Origin of the sequence: Vreelandella azerica (assembly GCF_013112225.1) — a bacterium.
Taxonomy (GTDB): domain Bacteria; phylum Pseudomonadota; class Gammaproteobacteria; order Pseudomonadales; family Halomonadaceae; genus Vreelandella; species Vreelandella azerica.
Window position 1 is genome coordinate 734893 of sequence record NZ_JABFHI010000002.1, and the last position, 18283, is coordinate 753175.

An 18283-nucleotide genomic window follows, 5' to 3' on the forward strand; every position below is an offset into this window, starting at 1 on the left:
ACGTTTCAGGGGTCGTGCCAGGGAAACGATGGGCGGCACCGATAATGGCAACGCGTTTAGTCATTCTTACTCCTGATGTTCTGGTATCGCCTTGCTCGCATCTCTACTTTATACCGCGTTCGAACACCTGTTTAAACAGCTGGATGCCCAGTTCTTCGGCCGGTAGCGCTGTCTTCAGTTCAGGACGTTCCTGGGAACCTTCCTTGAAAAGTGGCGAAGACGCTGCAGGCGAGTGGTGTGACTCGCCATCCAGGGTATTTTGCGTCGACCATATCACATAAGGGGTCGTGCCATCAGGGGCACCATAAACCCTGTAAGCGTCAGGGAGTATGGGAACATGGTCGCCATACCAGCACAGTACACCAGAGCGTGTCGATGATTGCAGGTGCCGTTTGACACTGCCCAGCATGTCATCAGCCTGGCGCAGATGATTAAGATAAACCGCCAGGTCGCGCTGATGGCCAGATAATGGCCATGGTGCTGCGGGTAATGTCTCTCCCAGCGTTGAACGGGACGGTGATTCGAGATGTAGCGGGCCGTGATTTTCCATAGTGATTGTGAAAATAAACAGTGGCCTATTATCGTCATCTTTGAGCAGTCGTCCAACCTTTCTCGCCACAGCTGCATCGCCGATATACTGTCCTGCCTTATCAGCCCCCTCAAAAGCGTCGATATCGAGGAATTGATCAAACCCCATCTTAGGCATTACCTGGTCGCGCAGATAGAAGCTGGCAGGATAAGGATGCACACAGATACACCGGTAGCCTGCCTGCTGAAATATCTGAACCAGATTGGCAACCGACTGGCGGGCCAAGCGGCGATAAGGATTGAACTGACAGGCTCCCCAGGCTTCAGGTGCGATACCGGTCAACACTGCCGCTTCGGTTCTTACCGTGTTGGCGCCCCAGGCGGGCACCTTCAGTTGACCGCGTTGCACGGCCTGCTGGCAAGTGGCGTCAAAGTGGGGTAACAACTGCGGGTTAATCTCAGCGCACCAGGCGCGGGGGTCCATAAATGACTCGCTCTGTACCATCACGACGTTAGGTAGTTGGGAATCAGCTGCCTGACCTTGGCGGTTCAGGCGCTGAGTGAAGGGTGAGAGCGGCGGTGTTGACGGGGCGCTAAACAGGGCGATGCCATAGGCCCAGAGGCTGGAAAACAGCCCCAGTTGATGCATGTCCTGCCGGGGCGCCAGGCTGGGTGGCGGCAGCGCTCGCCAGGTGCCTGCCAGTATCAAGGCACCTGTGATTGCAATGCTCAGGGTGAGAGTGATGAAATGTGTTACTCCCGTCTGGGTCATTAACGATGGCTCCCAGAACAGGAAGGCGCCGATGGCTACTGCGCCTGCACTGCTGGCGGCGATGGCAAGGCCAATGCCGAAAAAGGGTACATAGAGTCTTGGGTGCTTGATGGCATCCCAGAAGTATTCAAAGTCGTGACAGATAAAAGGTTCGTTGAGCGTCCGCGACTTGGTATTGCTGGACTGCACAATGACCAACTGAAGCGATAAAATAAATACGACCGCAAACCAGGGGCGCTGCAGGAATAGGGTAAATAGACCGAAAAGCAGTAGCCAGCTGCCCAGGTGAATCAATCCCGGCGCAATACCTCGCCGCCAGGGAGACAATGGCTGAGGTCGCAGCAGATATTCGATCAGCAGGGTGCCCAATCCTCCTAGAAGAAGAGGAAGGCTTATAACAGACAGGGCTGCCATCATTTGGCCTCTCTTTTAATACGACCAAATCCGAGCAAGCGGATAATTCGCTGTGAAATGGCAGCGGGAAGCACCGCTAGCCACCAGGTGCCAAAATTAAGTGGGAAAGGAAAGCTGATGCGCGCCTTGTTGGCTGCAATACCACGCTGTATAAGAATGGCCGCCTTGTGTGCAGGCATCTCGAACGGCTTTGGCCCAGGCATGGCGTCGCACATGGGGGAGGTAACATAGCCTGGCATGACCACGCTGACACCAATGCCCACCGGTGCCAGCAAGCCGCGTAAGGCTTCTCCATAAGCCTTGATGCCAGCTTTTGTGGCGCTGTAGGTGGGTGTGCTGGGGAGCCCATGCCAGCCAGCAAGTGAGCTGATAAAAGCCAGCTGGCCGCTGCCCCGCGTACGCATGGCAGGCACCAAATGCTGAGCCATGGCCATGGGCACGCTAAGATTGATGTCAATCAGAGCCTGCGCACTCTCTTGTGCTTCCAGGTAGCCAGTGCTGATAGGGTGGGCATTCTGCCCGGCATTGAAGATGGCGATATCCGGCAGGCTTGCGGTGCTGACCTGAGCTAACCATTCGGCCAGTGCCATATCATCGGTCAAATCGACGCCGCTTGTCTCGACGTGGGCACCCTTGTCTCTGCAGCGTTCAGCAAGGTTTGCCAGCACACCATGGCGGCGGCCATGAAGAATCAGCCGGGCGCCAGGTTGCGCATAGGCCATGGCCAGCGCGCTGCCAATCGCCCCTGTTGCTCCGGTAATCAGGACGGTTCGCGCCTGTGAGTGAACGGCATTATCCAATGGGTGTCATCTCTTGGGTGAAACACAAAATCGGCTATTAAAGTAGCCATATAAAGAGGTCATGGCTTGTAGGCTCAATGCATGAAGAACTCGCATGAAGAACTTCTAATGGTGTCTCAGTTTGACGGTTAGTGTGTCATGCTTGTTGCCCCATCGGCTATGAGGCGCTTTTCTTGAATGAGTAATAAACCGGATGCTTGAAGATCACCGTGGCGGCCCGCGTCATGACTCACTGCTTAAGGCGCAGGGTGAGGATGACAGTGATAGTGCCTGGATGGTTAGTTACATCGATATTATGACCCTTCTGGTGGCGCTATTTGTGATTGTAATCGTAGCGGCTGAAGCAGCAAACCCCGGCTGGCTGGTAAAATCGCGTCAGCCGGAACCGGTAGAGCCACCCACGCCACATTTTGAAGTGCCCTTGCCCGAGCCTCTGGCAGAGCTACGGAAATGGCAAAAGGGGCGTGAATTCCGCTACGCTGATCCTGGTCTGCTTAACCCAGCGGCGGTGAGTGCAGCACTGGGCGTGGCAGGTCTGCCGCCACGGCCTGCGCCGCTCAGCAGTGTTCCGCCTTTGTTGGCTAAACCGTCGAAGGGTCAGTCAGAGGACGTTGTCGTTGAGCAGACGCCGCCTTTTATCTTGCCACGCTTAATGCTGCCCTCCGGGTTTGATCTGCAGCAGCCACTGGCGGAATTCATGGTGGTGCTGACTGACCGGCCACCGGTAAATGTTGAAGAAATTGACGATGATGCGGTGGCATCGGCGGTGGCGTTGGAGCAGGCGCTTTCCCAACGCGTGGAAGCGTCTGCCTACCTGCCTGACCTGGATGGAGTAGAGGTTTCCCGGGTGGCAGAAGGCATTAATCTGCGCGTTCAGGATCAGCTGTTGTTCCCCAGTTCAGCGGCTGAATTGACCGAGGACGGCAGCGGGCTGGTTGATTCGCTGGTATCGACAATCCAGCGTTATCAGGGCGACGTCTCCGTTGAGGGGCATTCCGACAGCCGTCCGATCAATACGCCGGAATTCCCTTCCAACTGGGCCTTGTCGAGTGCACGGGCGATTGCCATTGTTGAGGCTTTGATTGAAGCTGGGGTGGAACCGAGCCGTCTAAAGGCAGTAGGGCGCGCTGCCACCCAGCCGCTAGCGGATAATGAATCTGAGGAAGGGCGTGCCAGAAACCGCCGTGTAGAAGTTTTGATCCATGTAGAGTGAAAAACCAGAATAAAAAAAAGCCCGCCGGGGAAGGCGGGCATCAAAGGGCTTGGCTCACTGCAGCCCATTGGCTAAGGGGAGGGGTGTACAAGATCGCCAATGGGTACAATTTGAGTATAGCTATTTATGAACTTTTGCCAAGGCCTTGTATCACTTTTTTGTAATTAAATGTAACTGGGTCAGTTTTTCGCCTTCTTGTTTTAATCATCAGGTTTTATATTTCAAAAAATATAAACATATAACGATTTTTGCGTTACTCTAATAAGTATACTTTTTATCTCTATTTTCTGGATGCAGCGACGTTCAGACATGGATTGCTTATGGAGGCGCTAATGACTTCCCCGCTGGTAACGCATTTTTTGATGAGCCTACCAATACGTTCAGCTATGTGGTTCAAGACCCAGGCAGCAAAGCCTGTGCAATTCTGGATTCAGTGCTGGATTTCGACTACGCCGCAGGCCGTACGGATGTGCGTTCAGCCGATGAGATCATTGCCTATGTGCGTGAGAACGGGCTGGACGTTGAGTGGATTCTGGAAACCCACGTGCATGCCGATCATCTTTCAGCGGCGCCGTACCTGCATGAGCGCCTGGGCGGCAAGACCGGCATTGGTGCCAATATCACCATCGTTCAGGACGTGTTTGGCAAGGCGTTTAATGCGGGCACCGAGTTCGCCCGGGATGGCAGCCAGTTTGATGCGCTGTTCAAAGAAGGTGATACCTTCACCATTGGTGGGCTTGAAGGTCGCGTGTTGCACACGCCCGGGCATACTCCGGCCTGTCTGACCTATGTGATCGGTGATGCTGCCTTTGTCGGCGACACCCTCTTCATGCCGGATTTTGGCACTGCACGCTGTGATTTTCCCGGCGGTGACGCGCGAGCGCTTTATCAGTCAATTCAGAAAGTCCTGGCCCTGCCGTCTGACACACGCTTGTTTATGTGCCACGACTACAAGGCACCGCAGCGTGATGTGTATCAGCATGAGACCACGGTTGCTGAGCAGCGCGCTGCCAATATTCATGTATATGATGGGGTGAGCGAAGAAGAATTTGTGCGTATGCGCACCGAGCGAGATGCCACCTTGGCCATGCCCAAGCTGATTATCCCTTCCGTCCAGGTCAATATGCGCGGAGGCGATATGCCGCCCGCCGAGGATAACGGCCAGGTGTATCTGAAAGTCCCCATCAACAAGCTTTAAGCGTGAACCGATCAACCGGTGTTCGTCACAGGTTTTGAGCATAGGTTTTTATCATAAGTTTTGATCAAAAGGTAACGCGTTGAGCGTTTTATGTGTTGGATTCTCAAGCCCTGATAAGGAGATAGAGTGAACGTGAAACGCTATCTACCCATCCTGCAATGGCTGCCGCATTATCAGCGAGACACGCTGACGCGCGACTTGCTGGCTGCGGTTATCGTTACCATCATGCTGATCCCTCAGTCGCTGGCTTATGCCATGCTGGCAGGTCTGCCTGCAGAAGTCGGGTTGTATGCCAGTGTGCTGCCACTGGTGGCCTATGCCATCTTTGGCACCAGCCGCACCCTGGCGGTGGGGCCGGTAGCCGTAGTGTCACTGATGACGGCGGCTGCCCTAGGCAATATTGCCACACCGGGGAGCGCTGAATACGTGGGCGCAGCTCTGGTGCTGGCGCTGCTTTCCGGCCTGATCCTGACCCTGATGGGGTTGGCGCGGCTGGGGTTTCTGGCCAACTTTCTTAGCCACCCGGTCATCTCCGGTTTTATCACTGCCTCAGGCCTGATCATTGCCGCTGGCCAGTTGCGCCACCTGCTGGGCGTTGAGGCTAGCGGCCATAATCTTGTTGAGCTGTTAATCGGCCTGGGTCGCGAAGTCGGCAATATTCATCTGGCGACGTTTCTGATTGGTTTAGGCACCCTGGTTTTCCTGTACTCCACCCGGCGCTGGTTGAAGGGGGCTTTACTTAACCTCGGCGCGCCTGCCATGGTGGCAGACCTGTTGACCAAGGCGGCGCCAATTGTGGCAGTCGCCGTCACCACTCTGGTGACCTGGGGATTTCAGCTGGATCAACAGGGTGTCGCCGTTGTCGGCTCGATTCCGGCTGGCTTGCCACCGATCAGCCTGCCCGGGTTTGAAGTCGGCCTGTGGCAGGAGCTGCTGATGGCAGCGCTTTTGATCAGCATTGTCGGCTTTGTTGAGTCGGTCTCGGTGGGCCAGACGTTGGCTGCCAAGCGGCGCCAGCGTATCGACCCCAATCAGGAGCTGATCGGGCTGGGTAGTGCCAATCTGGCCGCTGCTTTTTCCGGGGGCATGCCAGTGACCGGTGGCTTTTCCCGTTCGGTGGTGAATTTTGATGCGGGCGCCCAGACGCCCGCGGCCGGTGCTTTTACGGCCGTAGGAATCGGCGTGGCGGCGTTGCTGCTGACGCCATTGATTGCCTACCTGCCGGTAGCAACCCTGGCTGCGACCATCATCATTGCCGTGCTCAGCCTGGTGGATCTGCCCATTATTGTGCGCACCTGGCGTTATTCGCACAGCGATTTTGCAGCCATGTTCGCTACCATTGCCGTGACCCTGGGTAACGGGGTGGAAAGCGGGATTCTTGCCGGTGTCGGGTTATCGCTGGCGCTGCATCTGTACCGTACCAGCCGCCCGCACAGTGCGGTGATTGGCCGGGTGCCAGGCAGTGAGCATTTCCGTAACGTGGAGCGCTATAGCGTCGAGACTGTGCCTTTTCTATGTATTCTTCGCGTTGATGAAAGCCTCTATTTTGCCAATGCGCGCTATCTTGAAGATACCGTGATGGAAGTGGTCACCCGCCAGCCTGATGTCAAGCACGTGGTGCTGGCCTGTCAGGCGGTTAATGTGATTGATGCCTCGGCACTGGAAAGCCTTGAAACTATCAATCATCGTTTGCAGGATGCGGGTGTAACTCTGCATCTGGCGGAGGTTAAGGGTCCAGTGATGGATCGTCTGCAAACGACGGCTTTTTGTAAGGAACTGACCGGCTTTGTATTTTTAAGCACCTACAGCGCCTGGGTGGCACTGACCCAGCCTTCAAATGCACTTTACCCTGAACAGGCAATCTGCCCGCAGGCGACATCTTTGCCGCTTTCCTTTGAAAGTAATGTGCCCAACTCTCCGGGATTGACGGTGAAGGGCGTGACAGCAGAACCGGTACACACACGCTCGCTTTAGGGGCCAGGGTGTACTGACTACCCAGAGTGATATCAACTTGACGTTTTATAACGTCATAAAATCAAGGAGTTAACTATGAAAACTAATGTTGGTGGTATTGATAAGATTGCACGTATCGTTATTGGCGCCCTGCTGATCGTTCTCGCCCTGACCGGCACGATCGGTGTCTGGGGCTGGATTGGTGTGGTGCCCTTGGCAACCGGTTTATTGAATACCTGCCCGGCGTATTCCTTGCTGGGTATCAACACCTGTAAAACCAAGTAAGCCGCTTAGCAACACGTATTTAAGTCAAGGAGAACAGAGTGGACTGGACGGCAACCCTGCAAGGGCTCGTCGGCGGTATTCTGATTGGACTGTCAGCCGTCTGGCTGATGGGTACCATGGGGCGTATCGCGGGCATTAGTGGCATCGTGGGTAACCTGATTACCCAGCGGCCAAAAGGTGACAGTGCCTGGCGTATCACCTTCCTGCTGGGTCTGATTAGCGGGCCACTGTTGGTGATGGCGTTGGGTGGTGGCCTGGGTAACGTGGCCAATGCCCCAGGGATGGTTATCGGTGAACCGGCTGGAGGTGTCTTGTTGATGCTGGTTGCCGGTTTCCTGGTGGGTATAGGGACAGGCCTCGGCAGCGGTTGTACCAGCGGTCACGGTGTATGCGGCCTGTCGCGCCTGTCCGTACGTTCACTGACAGCCACCGTGACTTTTCTGGTCACGGCCATCATTACGGTTTACGTGGTTCGCCACGTGATGGGAGGTGGCGCATGAAGATGGTGATGGGCTATGTGGCCGGGCTGCTGTTTGGGTTGGGTCTGGCGATTTCAGGCATGACCGACCCGGCCCGGGTGCTGGGGTTTCTGGATATTGCCGGTGCCTGGGATCCTACTCTGATGTTTGTTCTCGGCGGGGCCGTGGTGACTAGCTTTGTAGGGTATCGTCTGGTATTCAAGCAAAATGCGCCTCTGTTTGGTGAGCGCTTCCAGCTGCCAACCAAGCAGGATCTGGATAGCAAACTGCTGGGAGGCGCCGCCCTTTTCGGGATTGGTTGGGGGTTATCCGGGTATTGCCCTGGCCCTGCGATTGCCTCGATTGGCGGCATCTCCTTGCCTCTGGCAGCGATGCTGGTGACCATGGTAATCGGCTGGTTTGCCGCCCAGCGCTTAAGCCGTTAAGGCTTACATCGAGGATTGTGCGCGCTGCAAAATGGCCTTTGCGCCGCCAATAACTGGTTCTTTAGTCGTAGTGGTGCCCCTGCTAACCCTTGTTAGCAGGGGCTTTTTTGTTGTGAGGCAAATGATGAGCTAACGCTTAACGTTCGGTTAATGCCAATTTGTCATGCTTGAAATTAACAGAAAGGATCCGTTATGCATGTTTTGCTGGTTGAAGATGATGCTCTGGTGGCCGCTGGCATCCGCGCTGGCCTGATGACCTATGATTTTGTGGTCGACCATGTGGTGACCCTGCAGGCAGCGCGCCAGGCACTGGCCACGGTGACCACTGATGTCGTGGTGCTAGATCGCGGGATGCCTGACGGTGACGGCCTGCAGCTGCTGGAAGAGTGGCGTAGCAAGGGCGTGCAGATTCCGGTGCTGGTGTTAACCGCAAGAGATGCAGTGCGTGATCGGGTCGACGGGTTGCACAGCGGGGCTGATGATTACCTGGTCAAGCCGTTTGATCTGGATGAGCTGGTGGCACGTTTACATGCCTTGCTAAGGCGGGCATCAGGGCGCAGTAGCGGTATTATTCAGCACGGCGTGCTGGCATTGGATCCGGTGGCCCGCCAGGTAATGCTCAACGGAGAACCTGTCACCCTGTCCCGTCGTGAGCTGGTATTGCTCGAAGCCTTCCTTCATGCACCCCGTAGTGTCCTCACTGCTGATCAGCTGAAAGACAGCCTTTATGGCATGAACGACGATGTGGAAAGCAATGCGCTGAATGTTCACATCCATCATTTACGCCGCAAGCTAGGGGCTGGTGTGATTGAAACCGTGCGTGGCCTCGGCTACCGCCTGGGCAAGGCATCTGTTGTTCCCGGAGATATTCCTTGAGTCTGCGCGTACGCCTATTGATGACTCTTGGGGCGACTCTGCTGTTGCTGTGGGGCAGCGCGGCCGCCTGGCTGATGTGGGATCTGGAAGAAAAAGTGGTGGAAACCCTTGATCAGCGTCTGGCCCAGTCGGCACGGATGGTAGCCGGTTTGATGCTTCAGCTCCCGCCTGAGGTATGGGAGCAGGCGGATCAACGGGCACTGTCGATTCCACCGATTGAAGGGTTGGCCTGCCAGGTGCACTCCCCGCGTGGAGAAATCATGGCACGCACTCATACCGATATGGAAGACATTCTGACCCCGGGTGAGCGTGGCCATGCCTACCGCGAGGAAGGTGACATGACCTGGCGAGTGTTCACCTATGAAAGGGGCGGGCTGACGATTACCACTGCCGACCGTATGGACGAACGCGACATGCTGCTGAGTGACGTCATGCGCGTTGCCGTCGTGCCCTTTGTGGTGGCCCTGGTGGGCAGCCTTCTGGCACTTTGGCTGGTGGTTTGGCGCGGACTTGCTCCTTTGACGCGCCTGCGCGAATCGTTGGCCAAGCGCCATCCGGATGCGCTGGCGCCGATTTCCACCTTCGGCGTGCCCGCTGAGATTCAGCCACTGATTGAAACCTTGAATGGGCTACTGGCCCGCGTGCAGCAGACGATTATTCGTGAGCAGCGTTTTACCAACGACGCTGCCCACGAGTTGCGCACACCGCTGACGGCTATCAAGACCCATCTTCAGGTCGCGCAGCGAGTAGATGGGGAGGCGGCAGCAGCGTCGCTGGCCCATGCCGAGCAAGGCGTTGTGCGGTTAAGCCGCACACTGGATCAACTGTTGATGCTGGCGCGGGTAGAAGGTCGGCTACGCTTTGATGATGGCGAGGAAAGCCACGTGGCCGATGTGGCAACTTGCGCCATGGCGGATTCTCGGGTGCCGGATGCCACTCGTTTTGTGGTGCCCGGTCAGTGGCCGGGGGCGGTGCTGGCAATGCCCAGGGAGCTTGCCATCACCGCCCTGCGTAATCTGCTGGATAACGCCCTATGCCATGGCCCGAAAGACCAACCGATTGACGTGGATGCCCGTTGGATTGAGGGAGAAAAGGCCGTGGCTTTTCAGGTAAGAGACCGCGGCGAAGGTCTCTCTGAGCAAACGCTGGAGCAGCTGCCCCAGCGTTTCTGGCGTGCCAGCAAGGAGCAGGGCAGCGGCCTTGGTTTGGCGATAGTGGCGGCCATTGCCGAACGTTTTGGCGGTCGTCTGGCGTTTCACAATGACCAGGGCGGCGGTCTGGTTGCCGAATTTGTTGTGCCTGCGTCTTTGCTCGCTGCCCGCGAGTGAAAGGCACAGTTCACTCCTTGATGCGCTGCTATGGGCTATGTTTATAAGGCAGGTAAAGGATTTCAAGGGGTTCATAATCATAACACCACAGGGGAAACCGTGATGAGCAAGAGAATATTGAGCGGGCTAGGCCTGCTACTCGGCGCTGGTTTGAGTGCAGGTAGCGCGCTGGCACTGGAACCTGGCGACCCACAGCGTGGCCAGGCAGCAGCGGTAACTTGTACTGCCTGCCATCAGGCCAACGGTAGCGGGATGAATATACCCGGAGGGGAGTCCTGGCCGCGTTTGGCTGGCCAGGATGCAGGTTACATTGCAAAACAGCTGCATGATTTCAAGTCAGGCCGACGCCAGAACGCTAGCATGATGCCTTTCGCCAGCATGCTGAACGATCAGCAAATTGCTGATGTGGCGGCTTATTACAGCCAGATGGACGTCACCCCAGCATCAGGAGGCGAAGAAGCCAGCGACAAGCTGTTGGCACGCGGAGAACAACTGGCTAATCGCGGCGACTGGGATGACTACATTGTTTCCTGTTCCAGTTGCCATGGCCCCGGCGGCACCGGGGTAGGCAGTGATTTTCCAGGGGTTGCTAGTCAGCATGCCGGTTACATCAGCGCCCAGTTGCATGCCTGGAAAGATGGCGAACGCTCCAACGACCCTCAGAATCTGATGGGAGCGATTGCCAAGCGTATGAGCGATGATGACATCGCCGCCGTATCGGCCTGGTATGCCAACCAGGCGCCGGGCGAAGAAGGGGGAGAATGATCATGAACATATCTAAGAAAAGCCTGGCGCTGGCCGTTTCCGGGGTATCTGTCGCCTTGGCAACCGGCATGATGGCTCAAGCCGCTGATGACAGTGAGCAACAGGAAGCGGAAGCGCCTTATCAGACGCTGGTAGAATTGGGCTACCCGGCGCCCAAGGAAAACGAGTTGGTGCATGTGCCGCCTACCATGGCAGACCTGGAAGAAGCGGATATTCATCCTGAGCTCAAGAAAGTCATTCGCCGTGGGTATGAGCTGTTTACCAACACCCAGCAGCTGCGCGGTAAACATGTCTTTAACGACATGAACTGTTCCAGCTGCCACCTGGGTGAAGGCCGCCAGCCGTTCAGCGCACCGATCTGGCCTGCTGCAGTCACCCTGCCGAATTTTCGTGGTAAGAACCAGCACGTCAACAACCTTGAAGAGCGCATTGCCGGCTGCTTCGCCTACTCAATGAACGGTACGCCGCCGGAATACGGTAGCGATGACATGCTGGCGCTATCTGCCTACCACCAGTGGCTGGCCACCGGTGCGCCCATGTATCCTGATCAACCCATCTACGGGCGTGGTTTCCCGGCACCTGATCGCCCGGAAGAACTCAGCTATGCCAATGGTAAAGCGGTTTATCAGGACCAGTGCGTCATCTGTCACCAGGAAGATGGCTCAGGGCACTATGAAGACGGCGAGTATGTCTTTCCTGCCACCTGGGGAGATGGCTCCAATAACTGGGGGCTGGTATCGTACGTACCTACACAGCGGCTGGCTTTATCAAGAACAACATGCCGTTGGGGCAGCCGCTATCACTGTCTGATCAGGACGCCTGGGATGTGGCCTATTACATGATGCAGCAGGAACGTCCTCAGGACCCCCGCTATGCGGGTGATGTTGACGAGGTGCTGGAGCGCTTTGGTCCAACCTTTCACAAACACTCAAGCTATGGGCAGGTACGCGAGGAAGACAATCATCGCCTGGCGGATCACGCCAACTGGGGCGAGAAAGGCGACAGCATTGTGCCCTGGAATGTTGGCGTACCACGTTTTGAAGACCTGGAAGACTGATCACGAAACGCTAAGTAAGAAAAACGCCTGGCGAGGCAACCCGCCAGGCGTTTTTGGTTCAGGAACCGGTGGATAACGCCAAGGATCCACCCTACCATTCACCATTCACCATTCACCATTCACCATTCACCATTCAAAAAAACAAGGAACCACCATGAACACATCACTCAGCCGCTTCGGCGTACCGGAAGAACTCACTGATCTGCCTGCCGATATTCGCGAGACCATCCTTACCGTGCAGGAAAAAGCCGGTTTCGTGCCCAATGTCTTTTTAATGCTGGCCCATCGGCCAGACGAGTTCCGCGCCTTTTTTGCCTATCACGATGCCTTGATGGAGCGGGAGTCCGATACCCTGACCAAGGCCGAAAAAGAAATGATCGTGGTGGCCACCAGTGCCCGCAACCGCTGCCTTTACTGCGTGGTGGCCCACGGGGCTCTGGTGCGTATCTACAGCAAGGATCCATTGTTAGCCGACCAGGTAGCCATCAACCATCGCACCGCGTCGATCAGCGAACGCCACCGAGTGATGCTGGATTTTGCCCTGTATTGCGGGTTGGAAGTGGGCGAGTTGACCGACGACTGGGAAGCGCGGCTGGCGGCGGTCGGGTTCACCCGTGACGATATCTGGGATATTGGCGCCATCAGCGCCTTTTTGGCTTATCCAATCGCCTGGTCACTCTGACAGGCACCCCGCCCAATCCTGAGTTCTACCTGATGGGCCGAGTGCCGCGTGACTAGGCCTGATGCTTTACTAAGCTTGCGCAATCCGCAACAATAAAACCGACAACCTACATTCACTGTCGCCAGGGGAGCCAACCGGCTGAGAAGGCAGGCGTTGTATCGCGCTTGCAGACCCTGGAACCTGATCCGGTTAATACCGGCGGAGGAAGTGCGACATGCCATACCTGACCGCCGCTGCGCTTGGCGCGGCACTTTTCTGCTTTGCATTTTTGGGCCTGCGGGCGCGTCGGGCGAATAGCCTGACGGGTGCCAATGCCGTGGATGATTATCTGTCGGCGCGCAATTCCCAGTCTTCACTGACCATTGGTTTGTCTTTTCTGGCCTCCGGTATGGGCGCCTGGATTCTGTTTGCACCTCCCGAAATCGGCGCCTTTGTCGGCCCGGTAGCCCTGGCCGGTTATGCGATTGGCTCGGCCCTGCCGTTTATCGTGCTGGGCCTCTATGGCCCAAAAATTCGCCGCGCCTTGCCTCAGGGGCGCAGCATCGCCGAATTTGCCGAGGCTTGTTACGGGCGCGGCGTGCGCCACTGGGTGTCCCTGGTGTCGGTGGCCTATATGGCGTGTTTTCTGGCTGCTGAACTGACCGCCATCGGGGCGATTACCGCGCTGCTCTCGGATGTGCCGCCTGCCTTGGTGATCATGGGCGTGGCGCTGACCACGCTACTTTACACCGCCGTGGGCGGCCTGCGCGCCAGCCTGGCAACCGACCGCTGGCAGGCCTGGCTGCTGATTGCTCTGCTGGTGATTGTCGGCGGCGTGGCGTTAACGGCCTTGCCGGAGCTGCCCAGCGAAGCGGCCATGCCCTCGGCGCCGCTGGGCAGTGCGCTGAGCGTTGCCCTGACTCTGGTGATTGCGGTCACCGCCGCCAACCTTTTCCACCAGGGCTATTGGCAGCGGGTATGGGCGGCGGAGGATAATCAAAGCCTTGCGCGAGGTGCCTGGATCGGCGGCGCCGCTACCGTGGTCGTGGTGATGGTGATTGGCGGCCTGGGCATTATTGCTGCCATGAGCGGTGTGGCCCTTGGCGAGCCGCCGATTCCGTTTTTTGCACTGCTTTCCGAAGCTCCCGCCTGGCTGGCGCTGCCCGCACTGGTGCTGGCGGTCACTTTGGTAGCCTCCAGTGTGGATACCCTACAAAGCGCGATTGCTTCACTGGCCAGCGAACAGTTCTCCACTCGGGGCGGCTCGCTACCCCTGGCCCGCTGGGCGACGGTTGCCTTGATGGTGCCGGTGGTGGTCGTGGCATTACAGGGCGTTTCGGTACTGCGACTTTTCCTGATCGCCGACCTGTTGTGCGCCGCTATCGTGGTGCCGGTCTTGCTCGGCCTGTGGCAACGGATGACCCCGTTCGCGGCCATTGCCGGCGGGCTTGCTGGCATGCTCGGCGCCATCCTGCCCGGCTGGGTGATGCAAGGTAGCCTCAGCGCTGGCTTGCTGGCAGCCAGTTTCCCCAACAGCATTCCCACCCTGGCGCCTTTTGTCGGGGCGCTGCTGGCTTCCACATTGGTCAGCGTGGGGCTGGCGCTTAGTGCTCGCCGCGTGGCAGCGGCTTGACGGCTTCAGCGTGAGTGGCTTGGCCCAGGGCGCGTAACCGGAGTGCCAGCAGCCCGAGGCCAGCGCTCATCAATATAACCAAACCCGCCAGCAGCAGCGGGAAAGCTCCGGCGCCCAGCCAGTCAAGCAGGGGGCCGGTCAGCGAGGGCACCACTAGGGCGCCGCTGCCAGCGGCGGTAAAAATCGCCCCTGTGGTGCGCCCGCGCATTTCCATTACCTGGTTGCTCAGCGCGTAGAGGGTCGGGAAAAAGGCCGAAGCCGCCAGCCCGAACAGCAGGGCACCAATCGACAGCGGCACCCACAGCGCATGCAGCGCCCAGGCGGTCACCAGCCCAAGGGCCGTACAGCCGCATAGCACCCACCAAGGCGAGATCACCCGCAGTAGCGGAATGGCCAACAGCCGCCCGGCAGACAGGGTCAGCCAGAACAGGGTGGCCAGAATGGCAGCGTCCTTGGCGGCCAGCCCCACCAGTACGCCGTAGGAGGTCACCCAGCCGGCAAAGGTAATTTCCATACCCACATAAAGCGCGAAAATCAGCATGAAGAGCACTAGCAGAACAGCATCGCTGTGCTTGGGGGTGGTGGCAGGCGGTGTGTCACTATCAAGAGTAGGCGTTTTGTGCGGGCTGGCAAAGCGCAGCAAGGGCAACAGAGTGAGCAGGGCAAAGGCGCCGACGACCCAGAATGCCCAGTGAAACTGGCCGGTGAGGGAAAGCGCCGCCACCATGACAAGCGGTGTGAGCATATTGCCAAAACTGAAGCAGAAGTGCAGGGCGCTGATATTCGGCCCAGCATCATCACGATGCAGCCAGACCAGCAGGGTGTTACCGCCAGAATTCAGCGCCACCTCGGCAAAGCCAAGTATGCCAAACAGCCCCGCCAGGAGGATCAGCAGCGGGCTAAAAGGGGTAATCGCCAAGCCCGTCACCATGATGGCGCCCATGGCAAACAGTACCTTGTGGCCATCAAAGCGATCCAGCAGCAGGCCTGTCACAAAGGCACCGCTCATATTGCCTACCGCGCGGGCGGTAAACAGAATGGCAATTTGGCTCATGCTGGCGCCTACGCTATCTGCCAGATGCGGCAAGGCAGGGCCAAGCAGACCACCGGTCATGCCGATGGCAATAAACAGCGCAAAGTAACGCCAGGTCAAACGGCGGTGATAGGCAGTGGCAAAGGGCAGCATGCAAAACTCGTCAGTAGCAGTAAAATACGTATCAATACAAAAGCCGCCTAGCTTGAAGGGGCTTAAGGCGGGCTGCAAGCCGCAAGGATAAAACACAGCAGATGGCAGTCAGGTTAGTCGATTAATACCTTGCTCATGTTCCAGCAGCCAGCGCTTGCACGCCAGGCCGCCCGAGTAGCCGGTTAGCTGGCCATTGGCGCCAATCACTCTATGGCAGGGCACAATAATCGGCAGCGGGTTGCGCCCGTTGGCCATGGCCACCGCACGGCTAGCAGTGGGCTTGCCAAGCGCGCTGGCAATCGCCCCATAGCTTGCGGTTTCGCCAAAGGGAATCTCCCGCAGCGCCGCCCACACCTGGTGCTGAAAAGGTGTGCCCTCCGCCGCCAAAGGGACATCAAACGTCTGGCGCTGGCCCTGAAAATACCCTTCCAACTGCTCCCGGCAGCGCTCAAGCAGCGGGTGAGATACATCTGCATCAACCACCGAGGCTTGCTGACCCAAGTCAATCGACGTGATGCCCTCATCATGGCCCTCAAGGCGAATGACACCGAAGGGCGCAGGAGCAGTGAAGCTAAGAAAATATAACCTGCTAGTCGTCATACGATGTCTCGTAGAAAGGGCTGATGAACATGCTTGATTTAAGATATCGGTTTAGCCAGTATTAGGTGACTGCTCCCCGCCCTGACGGGCGAGGCTTCCAACTTCTTAGGCTGCAACCGGCGCGTGGCCGGATTTAAGCAAGCCTCCATTGGCAGGAACCGACAGTCCTTCGGCCCGTAGTTTGATAATACCCTGCTGGCGGATATTAATTGCGGCGTTTATGTCGCGGTCTCTTTCCGCATGACAGGCTGGGCACCTCCAGTTGCGCACCGACAGCGGCAGGGACTCTACCTTGTGTCCGCAGCAGGAGCAGGTTTTGGAGCTGGCGAACCACTGGTTGATCTTGATCAGATACTTACCCTGCTCTTTCGCCTTGTATTCCAGTTTCTGAATCAGGCTGAACCAGCTTGCGTCTGCGATGTGCTTAGATAGCTTCCGATTCTTCAGCAGGTTTTTTACTTTTAGTGTCTCGACTATCACCGCTTGGTTTTCGTCAATAAGTTGTCGGGACAGGTTGTGCTGGAAATTAGCACGGGTATTCGCTAGACGCTCGTGCGCCTTAGCCAATTTCAGCCGTGCCTGCGCACGGCCTTTGCTGCCCTTCTGGCAGCGCGAAAGGGCTTTCTGTTTGCGTCGCAGGTTCGACTGAGCGCGTTTCAGGAACCGAGGGTTATCAGTCTTATTCCCCTCCGAGTCGATAGCAAGATGGGTCAGCCCCATATCGACGCCCAGCACGGTATCAACGGTGTGCAATGGGGCGGGGGCTTCCATGCTGTCCTCGACCAACAGCGAGGCGTAGTATTTCCCTGTGACAGTGCGTGACAGGGTGATGCTTTTAATAGCGCCTGTGATCTCGCGATGGATACGCGCTTTGATCCAGCTCTCACCCGCACTGATGCTCATGCAGTGGTAACTGGACTGCTTCCCGTGCTTGCGCTTGAACTTCGGGTAACGCGCCGAGAGCTTCGGATCGAAAAAATTCTGAAAGGCTTTATCGAGGTTGATACAGGCTTGCTGCAAAGCAATCGAGTCAAAATCCTTGAGCCAGTGATACTTGCGGGACTTTTTCGCCACTGCCAACAGTGGCTTGAGGTCTTTCTTAGCGCGGAGTTTCGAGCCATGCCGCCGATACTGTGAACTGATGATATGCAGTGCCTTGTTGTACACGAACCGCGTAGCGCCGAACTGACGGTTAAGGAACTCCGCCTGCTCAGGTGTCGGGTAAATGCGTACTTTCGTAGCCTTTAACATTTCAGTGCTCATAGCTAAAATACTGTTATTATAGGCTTTAAAAAGGCAATTTTAAATGGGGGTACAAGATCATCCGCCACTGAACGACTACCTGAGAAAACGTCACAGCGTTACGAAGTTAGTTGTACATCTGATCTTCACCACGAAGTACCGCCGTAAGCTGTTTGACGGTTACATGATCGAGCAACTGCGTGAAGCGTTTGAGTCGGCCTGCGAGAAGCTGGAGTGTGATCTGGTTGAAATGGATGGTGAGGGTGATCACGTCCACTTGCTCGTAAGTTATCCACCCAAGCTGGCAGTTAGTGTGCTGGTGAACAACCTGAAATCTGTATCGTCACGCCGTATACGAATACTCAACACGCACATAGCACGGCAGAGTAAAAGTGGGGCGGTGTGGTCACGCTCATACTTCGCATGTAGCGCCGGAGGAGCGACTATTGAGACTCTACGCGAGTACGTTCAGAGTCAGGCCACGCCTGAGTAGAACCGCTGCGCGGTTCCCGCTTGTATCTCCCCGATTGGGCGAGGGTTTACGCGGGATTTTGCTAAGTATGTTCAAAGGAGATTGTGTGATGCAAGTCAATATGCACGAAGCCAAATCACAGCTCTCTAAACTCGGCGAAAAAGCCTGGGAAGGAGAGTCCGTCGTTATTGCCAAAGCGGGCAAGCCCTACCTTGATCTGGTTCCTCATCATGGTGCCAAGGTTCAGCGTAAACCTGGAAGATTAAAGGGACAAATCAAGATAGCTGATGATTTTGATACCACTCCCGATGATCTTCTATGTGCCTTTGAAGGTGATTTGTGAGACGGCTGCTGCTGGATACGCATGTCCTGCTCTGGTGGCTTGCGAATTCTACT

General features: G+C 56.8%; 19 protein-coding genes, 1 pseudogene and 1 riboswitch. Of the genes and pseudogenes, 15 read left to right on the forward strand and 5 right to left on the reverse strand.

Annotated elements, in window-relative coordinates; all coding sequences use genetic code 11:
* Positions 1-103 precede the first annotated feature (103 nt).
* Positions 104-1717 (reverse strand): LTA synthase family protein, encoded by a 1614-nt coding sequence (locus HLB35_RS07480; RefSeq protein WP_235937026.1) that lies wholly within the window; start codon positions 1715-1717, stop codon positions 104-106.
* A complete protein-coding gene (locus tag HLB35_RS07485) occupies positions 1714-2514 on the reverse strand; it encodes an SDR family NAD(P)-dependent oxidoreductase (protein WP_171702084.1) in 801 nt (266 codons plus the stop codon). Before HLB35_RS07485 ends, HLB35_RS07480 begins: the two co-directional genes overlap by 4 nt.
* A 193-nt stretch (positions 2515-2707) precedes the next feature.
* Here HLB35_RS07485 and HLB35_RS07490 point away from each other — a divergent pair, with 193 nt between their 5' ends.
* The 13 genes and pseudogenes from HLB35_RS07490 (at position 2708) to HLB35_RS07545 (ending at position 14387) form a co-directional block, all read left to right on the forward strand.
* The gene (locus HLB35_RS07490; RefSeq protein ID WP_171702085.1) at positions 2708-3727 is read left to right on the forward strand and encodes an OmpA family protein; all 1020 of its coding nucleotides are present in this window, start codon (positions 2708-2710) and stop codon (positions 3725-3727) included.
* Positions 3728-4115: 388 nt separating this feature from the next.
* Positions 4116-4925, forward strand: coding sequence for an MBL fold metallo-hydrolase (locus tag HLB35_RS07495; RefSeq protein ID WP_422822427.1), 810 nt, complete (start codon positions 4116-4118; stop codon positions 4923-4925).
* A 126-nt stretch (positions 4926-5051) separates the two neighbouring features.
* A complete protein-coding gene (locus HLB35_RS07500; protein WP_171702086.1) occupies positions 5052-6899 on the forward strand; it encodes a SulP family inorganic anion transporter in 1848 nt (615 codons plus the stop codon).
* Between the two features lie 75 nt (positions 6900-6974).
* Positions 6975-7163, forward strand: coding sequence for a YgaP family membrane protein (locus HLB35_RS07505; protein WP_171702087.1), 189 nt, complete (start codon positions 6975-6977; stop codon positions 7161-7163).
* Between the two features lie 38 nt (positions 7164-7201).
* Positions 7202-7663, forward strand: coding sequence for a YeeE/YedE family protein (locus tag HLB35_RS07510; protein ID WP_171702088.1), 462 nt, complete (start codon positions 7202-7204; stop codon positions 7661-7663).
* Positions 7660-8067 carry a DUF6691 family protein gene (locus HLB35_RS07515; protein WP_171702089.1) on the forward strand — a complete coding sequence of 136 codons (408 nt, stop codon included), beginning with the start codon at positions 7660-7662 and terminating at the stop codon, positions 8065-8067. Before HLB35_RS07510 ends, HLB35_RS07515 begins: the two co-directional genes overlap by 4 nt.
* A 192-nt stretch (positions 8068-8259) precedes the next feature.
* Entirely contained in the window at positions 8260-8943 is a 684-nt protein-coding gene (locus HLB35_RS07520; RefSeq protein ID WP_171702090.1) for a response regulator, read from the forward strand.
* Positions 8940-10271 carry an ATP-binding protein gene (locus tag HLB35_RS07525; RefSeq protein ID WP_171702091.1) on the forward strand — a complete coding sequence of 444 codons (1332 nt, stop codon included), beginning with the start codon at positions 8940-8942 and terminating at the stop codon, positions 10269-10271. The genes HLB35_RS07520 and HLB35_RS07525 overlap by 4 nt, the downstream gene beginning before the upstream one ends.
* Before the next feature lie 102 nt (positions 10272-10373).
* Positions 10374-11036, forward strand: a complete 663-nt coding sequence (locus HLB35_RS07530) for a c-type cytochrome (RefSeq protein ID WP_171702092.1) — start codon at positions 10374-10376, stop codon at positions 11034-11036.
* Between the two features lie 2 nt (positions 11037-11038).
* Entirely contained in the window at positions 11039-11878 is an 840-nt protein-coding gene (locus HLB35_RS07535) for a c-type cytochrome (RefSeq protein WP_235937027.1), read from the forward strand.
* The gene (locus HLB35_RS17090; protein WP_235937028.1) at positions 11863-12093 is read left to right on the forward strand and encodes a hypothetical protein; all 231 of its coding nucleotides are present in this window, start codon (positions 11863-11865) and stop codon (positions 12091-12093) included. The genes HLB35_RS07535 and HLB35_RS17090 overlap by 16 nt, the downstream gene beginning before the upstream one ends.
* Before the next feature lie 154 nt (positions 12094-12247).
* A pseudogene (locus HLB35_RS07540) lies at positions 12248-12831 on the forward strand (peroxidase-related enzyme).
* 57 nt (positions 12832-12888) lie between these two features.
* Positions 12889-13000: riboswitch (TPP riboswitch) on the forward strand.
* Positions 12990-14387, forward strand: a complete 1398-nt coding sequence (locus tag HLB35_RS07545; RefSeq protein ID WP_171702093.1) for an SLC5/6 family protein — start codon at positions 12990-12992, stop codon at positions 14385-14387. It overlaps the preceding riboswitch by 11 nt.
* Here HLB35_RS07545 and HLB35_RS07550 read toward each other — a convergent pair.
* The 3 genes from HLB35_RS07550 to HLB35_RS07560 all read right to left on the reverse strand — a co-directional run bounded on the left by HLB35_RS07550 (position 14359) and on the right by HLB35_RS07560 (position 17436).
* On the reverse strand, positions 14359-15573 hold the full coding sequence (locus HLB35_RS07550) for an MFS transporter (RefSeq protein WP_171702094.1): 1215 nt from the start codon (positions 15571-15573) through the stop codon (positions 14359-14361). The genes HLB35_RS07545 and HLB35_RS07550 overlap by 29 nt on opposite strands.
* Positions 15574-15681: 108 nt before the next feature.
* Complete coding sequence (locus HLB35_RS07555) at positions 15682-16173, reverse strand: methylated-DNA--[protein]-cysteine S-methyltransferase (RefSeq protein WP_171702095.1); 492 nt, start codon at positions 16171-16173, stop codon at positions 15682-15684.
* 105 nt (positions 16174-16278) lie between these two features.
* Positions 16279-17436 (reverse strand): RNA-guided endonuclease InsQ/TnpB family protein, encoded by a 1158-nt coding sequence (locus HLB35_RS07560; protein ID WP_235937029.1) that lies wholly within the window; start codon positions 17434-17436, stop codon positions 16279-16281.
* Positions 17437-17479: 43 nt separating this feature from the next.
* Between HLB35_RS07560 and tnpA the strand changes: the two genes are divergently transcribed.
* Positions 17480-17908, forward strand: a complete 429-nt coding sequence (tnpA, locus tag HLB35_RS07565; protein WP_171702096.1) for an IS200/IS605 family transposase — start codon at positions 17480-17482, stop codon at positions 17906-17908.
* Between the two features lie 88 nt (positions 17909-17996).
* Entirely contained in the window at positions 17997-18230 is a 234-nt protein-coding gene (locus tag HLB35_RS07570; RefSeq protein WP_171702097.1) for a type II toxin-antitoxin system Phd/YefM family antitoxin, read from the forward strand.
* Positions 18231-18283 lie beyond the last annotated feature (53 nt).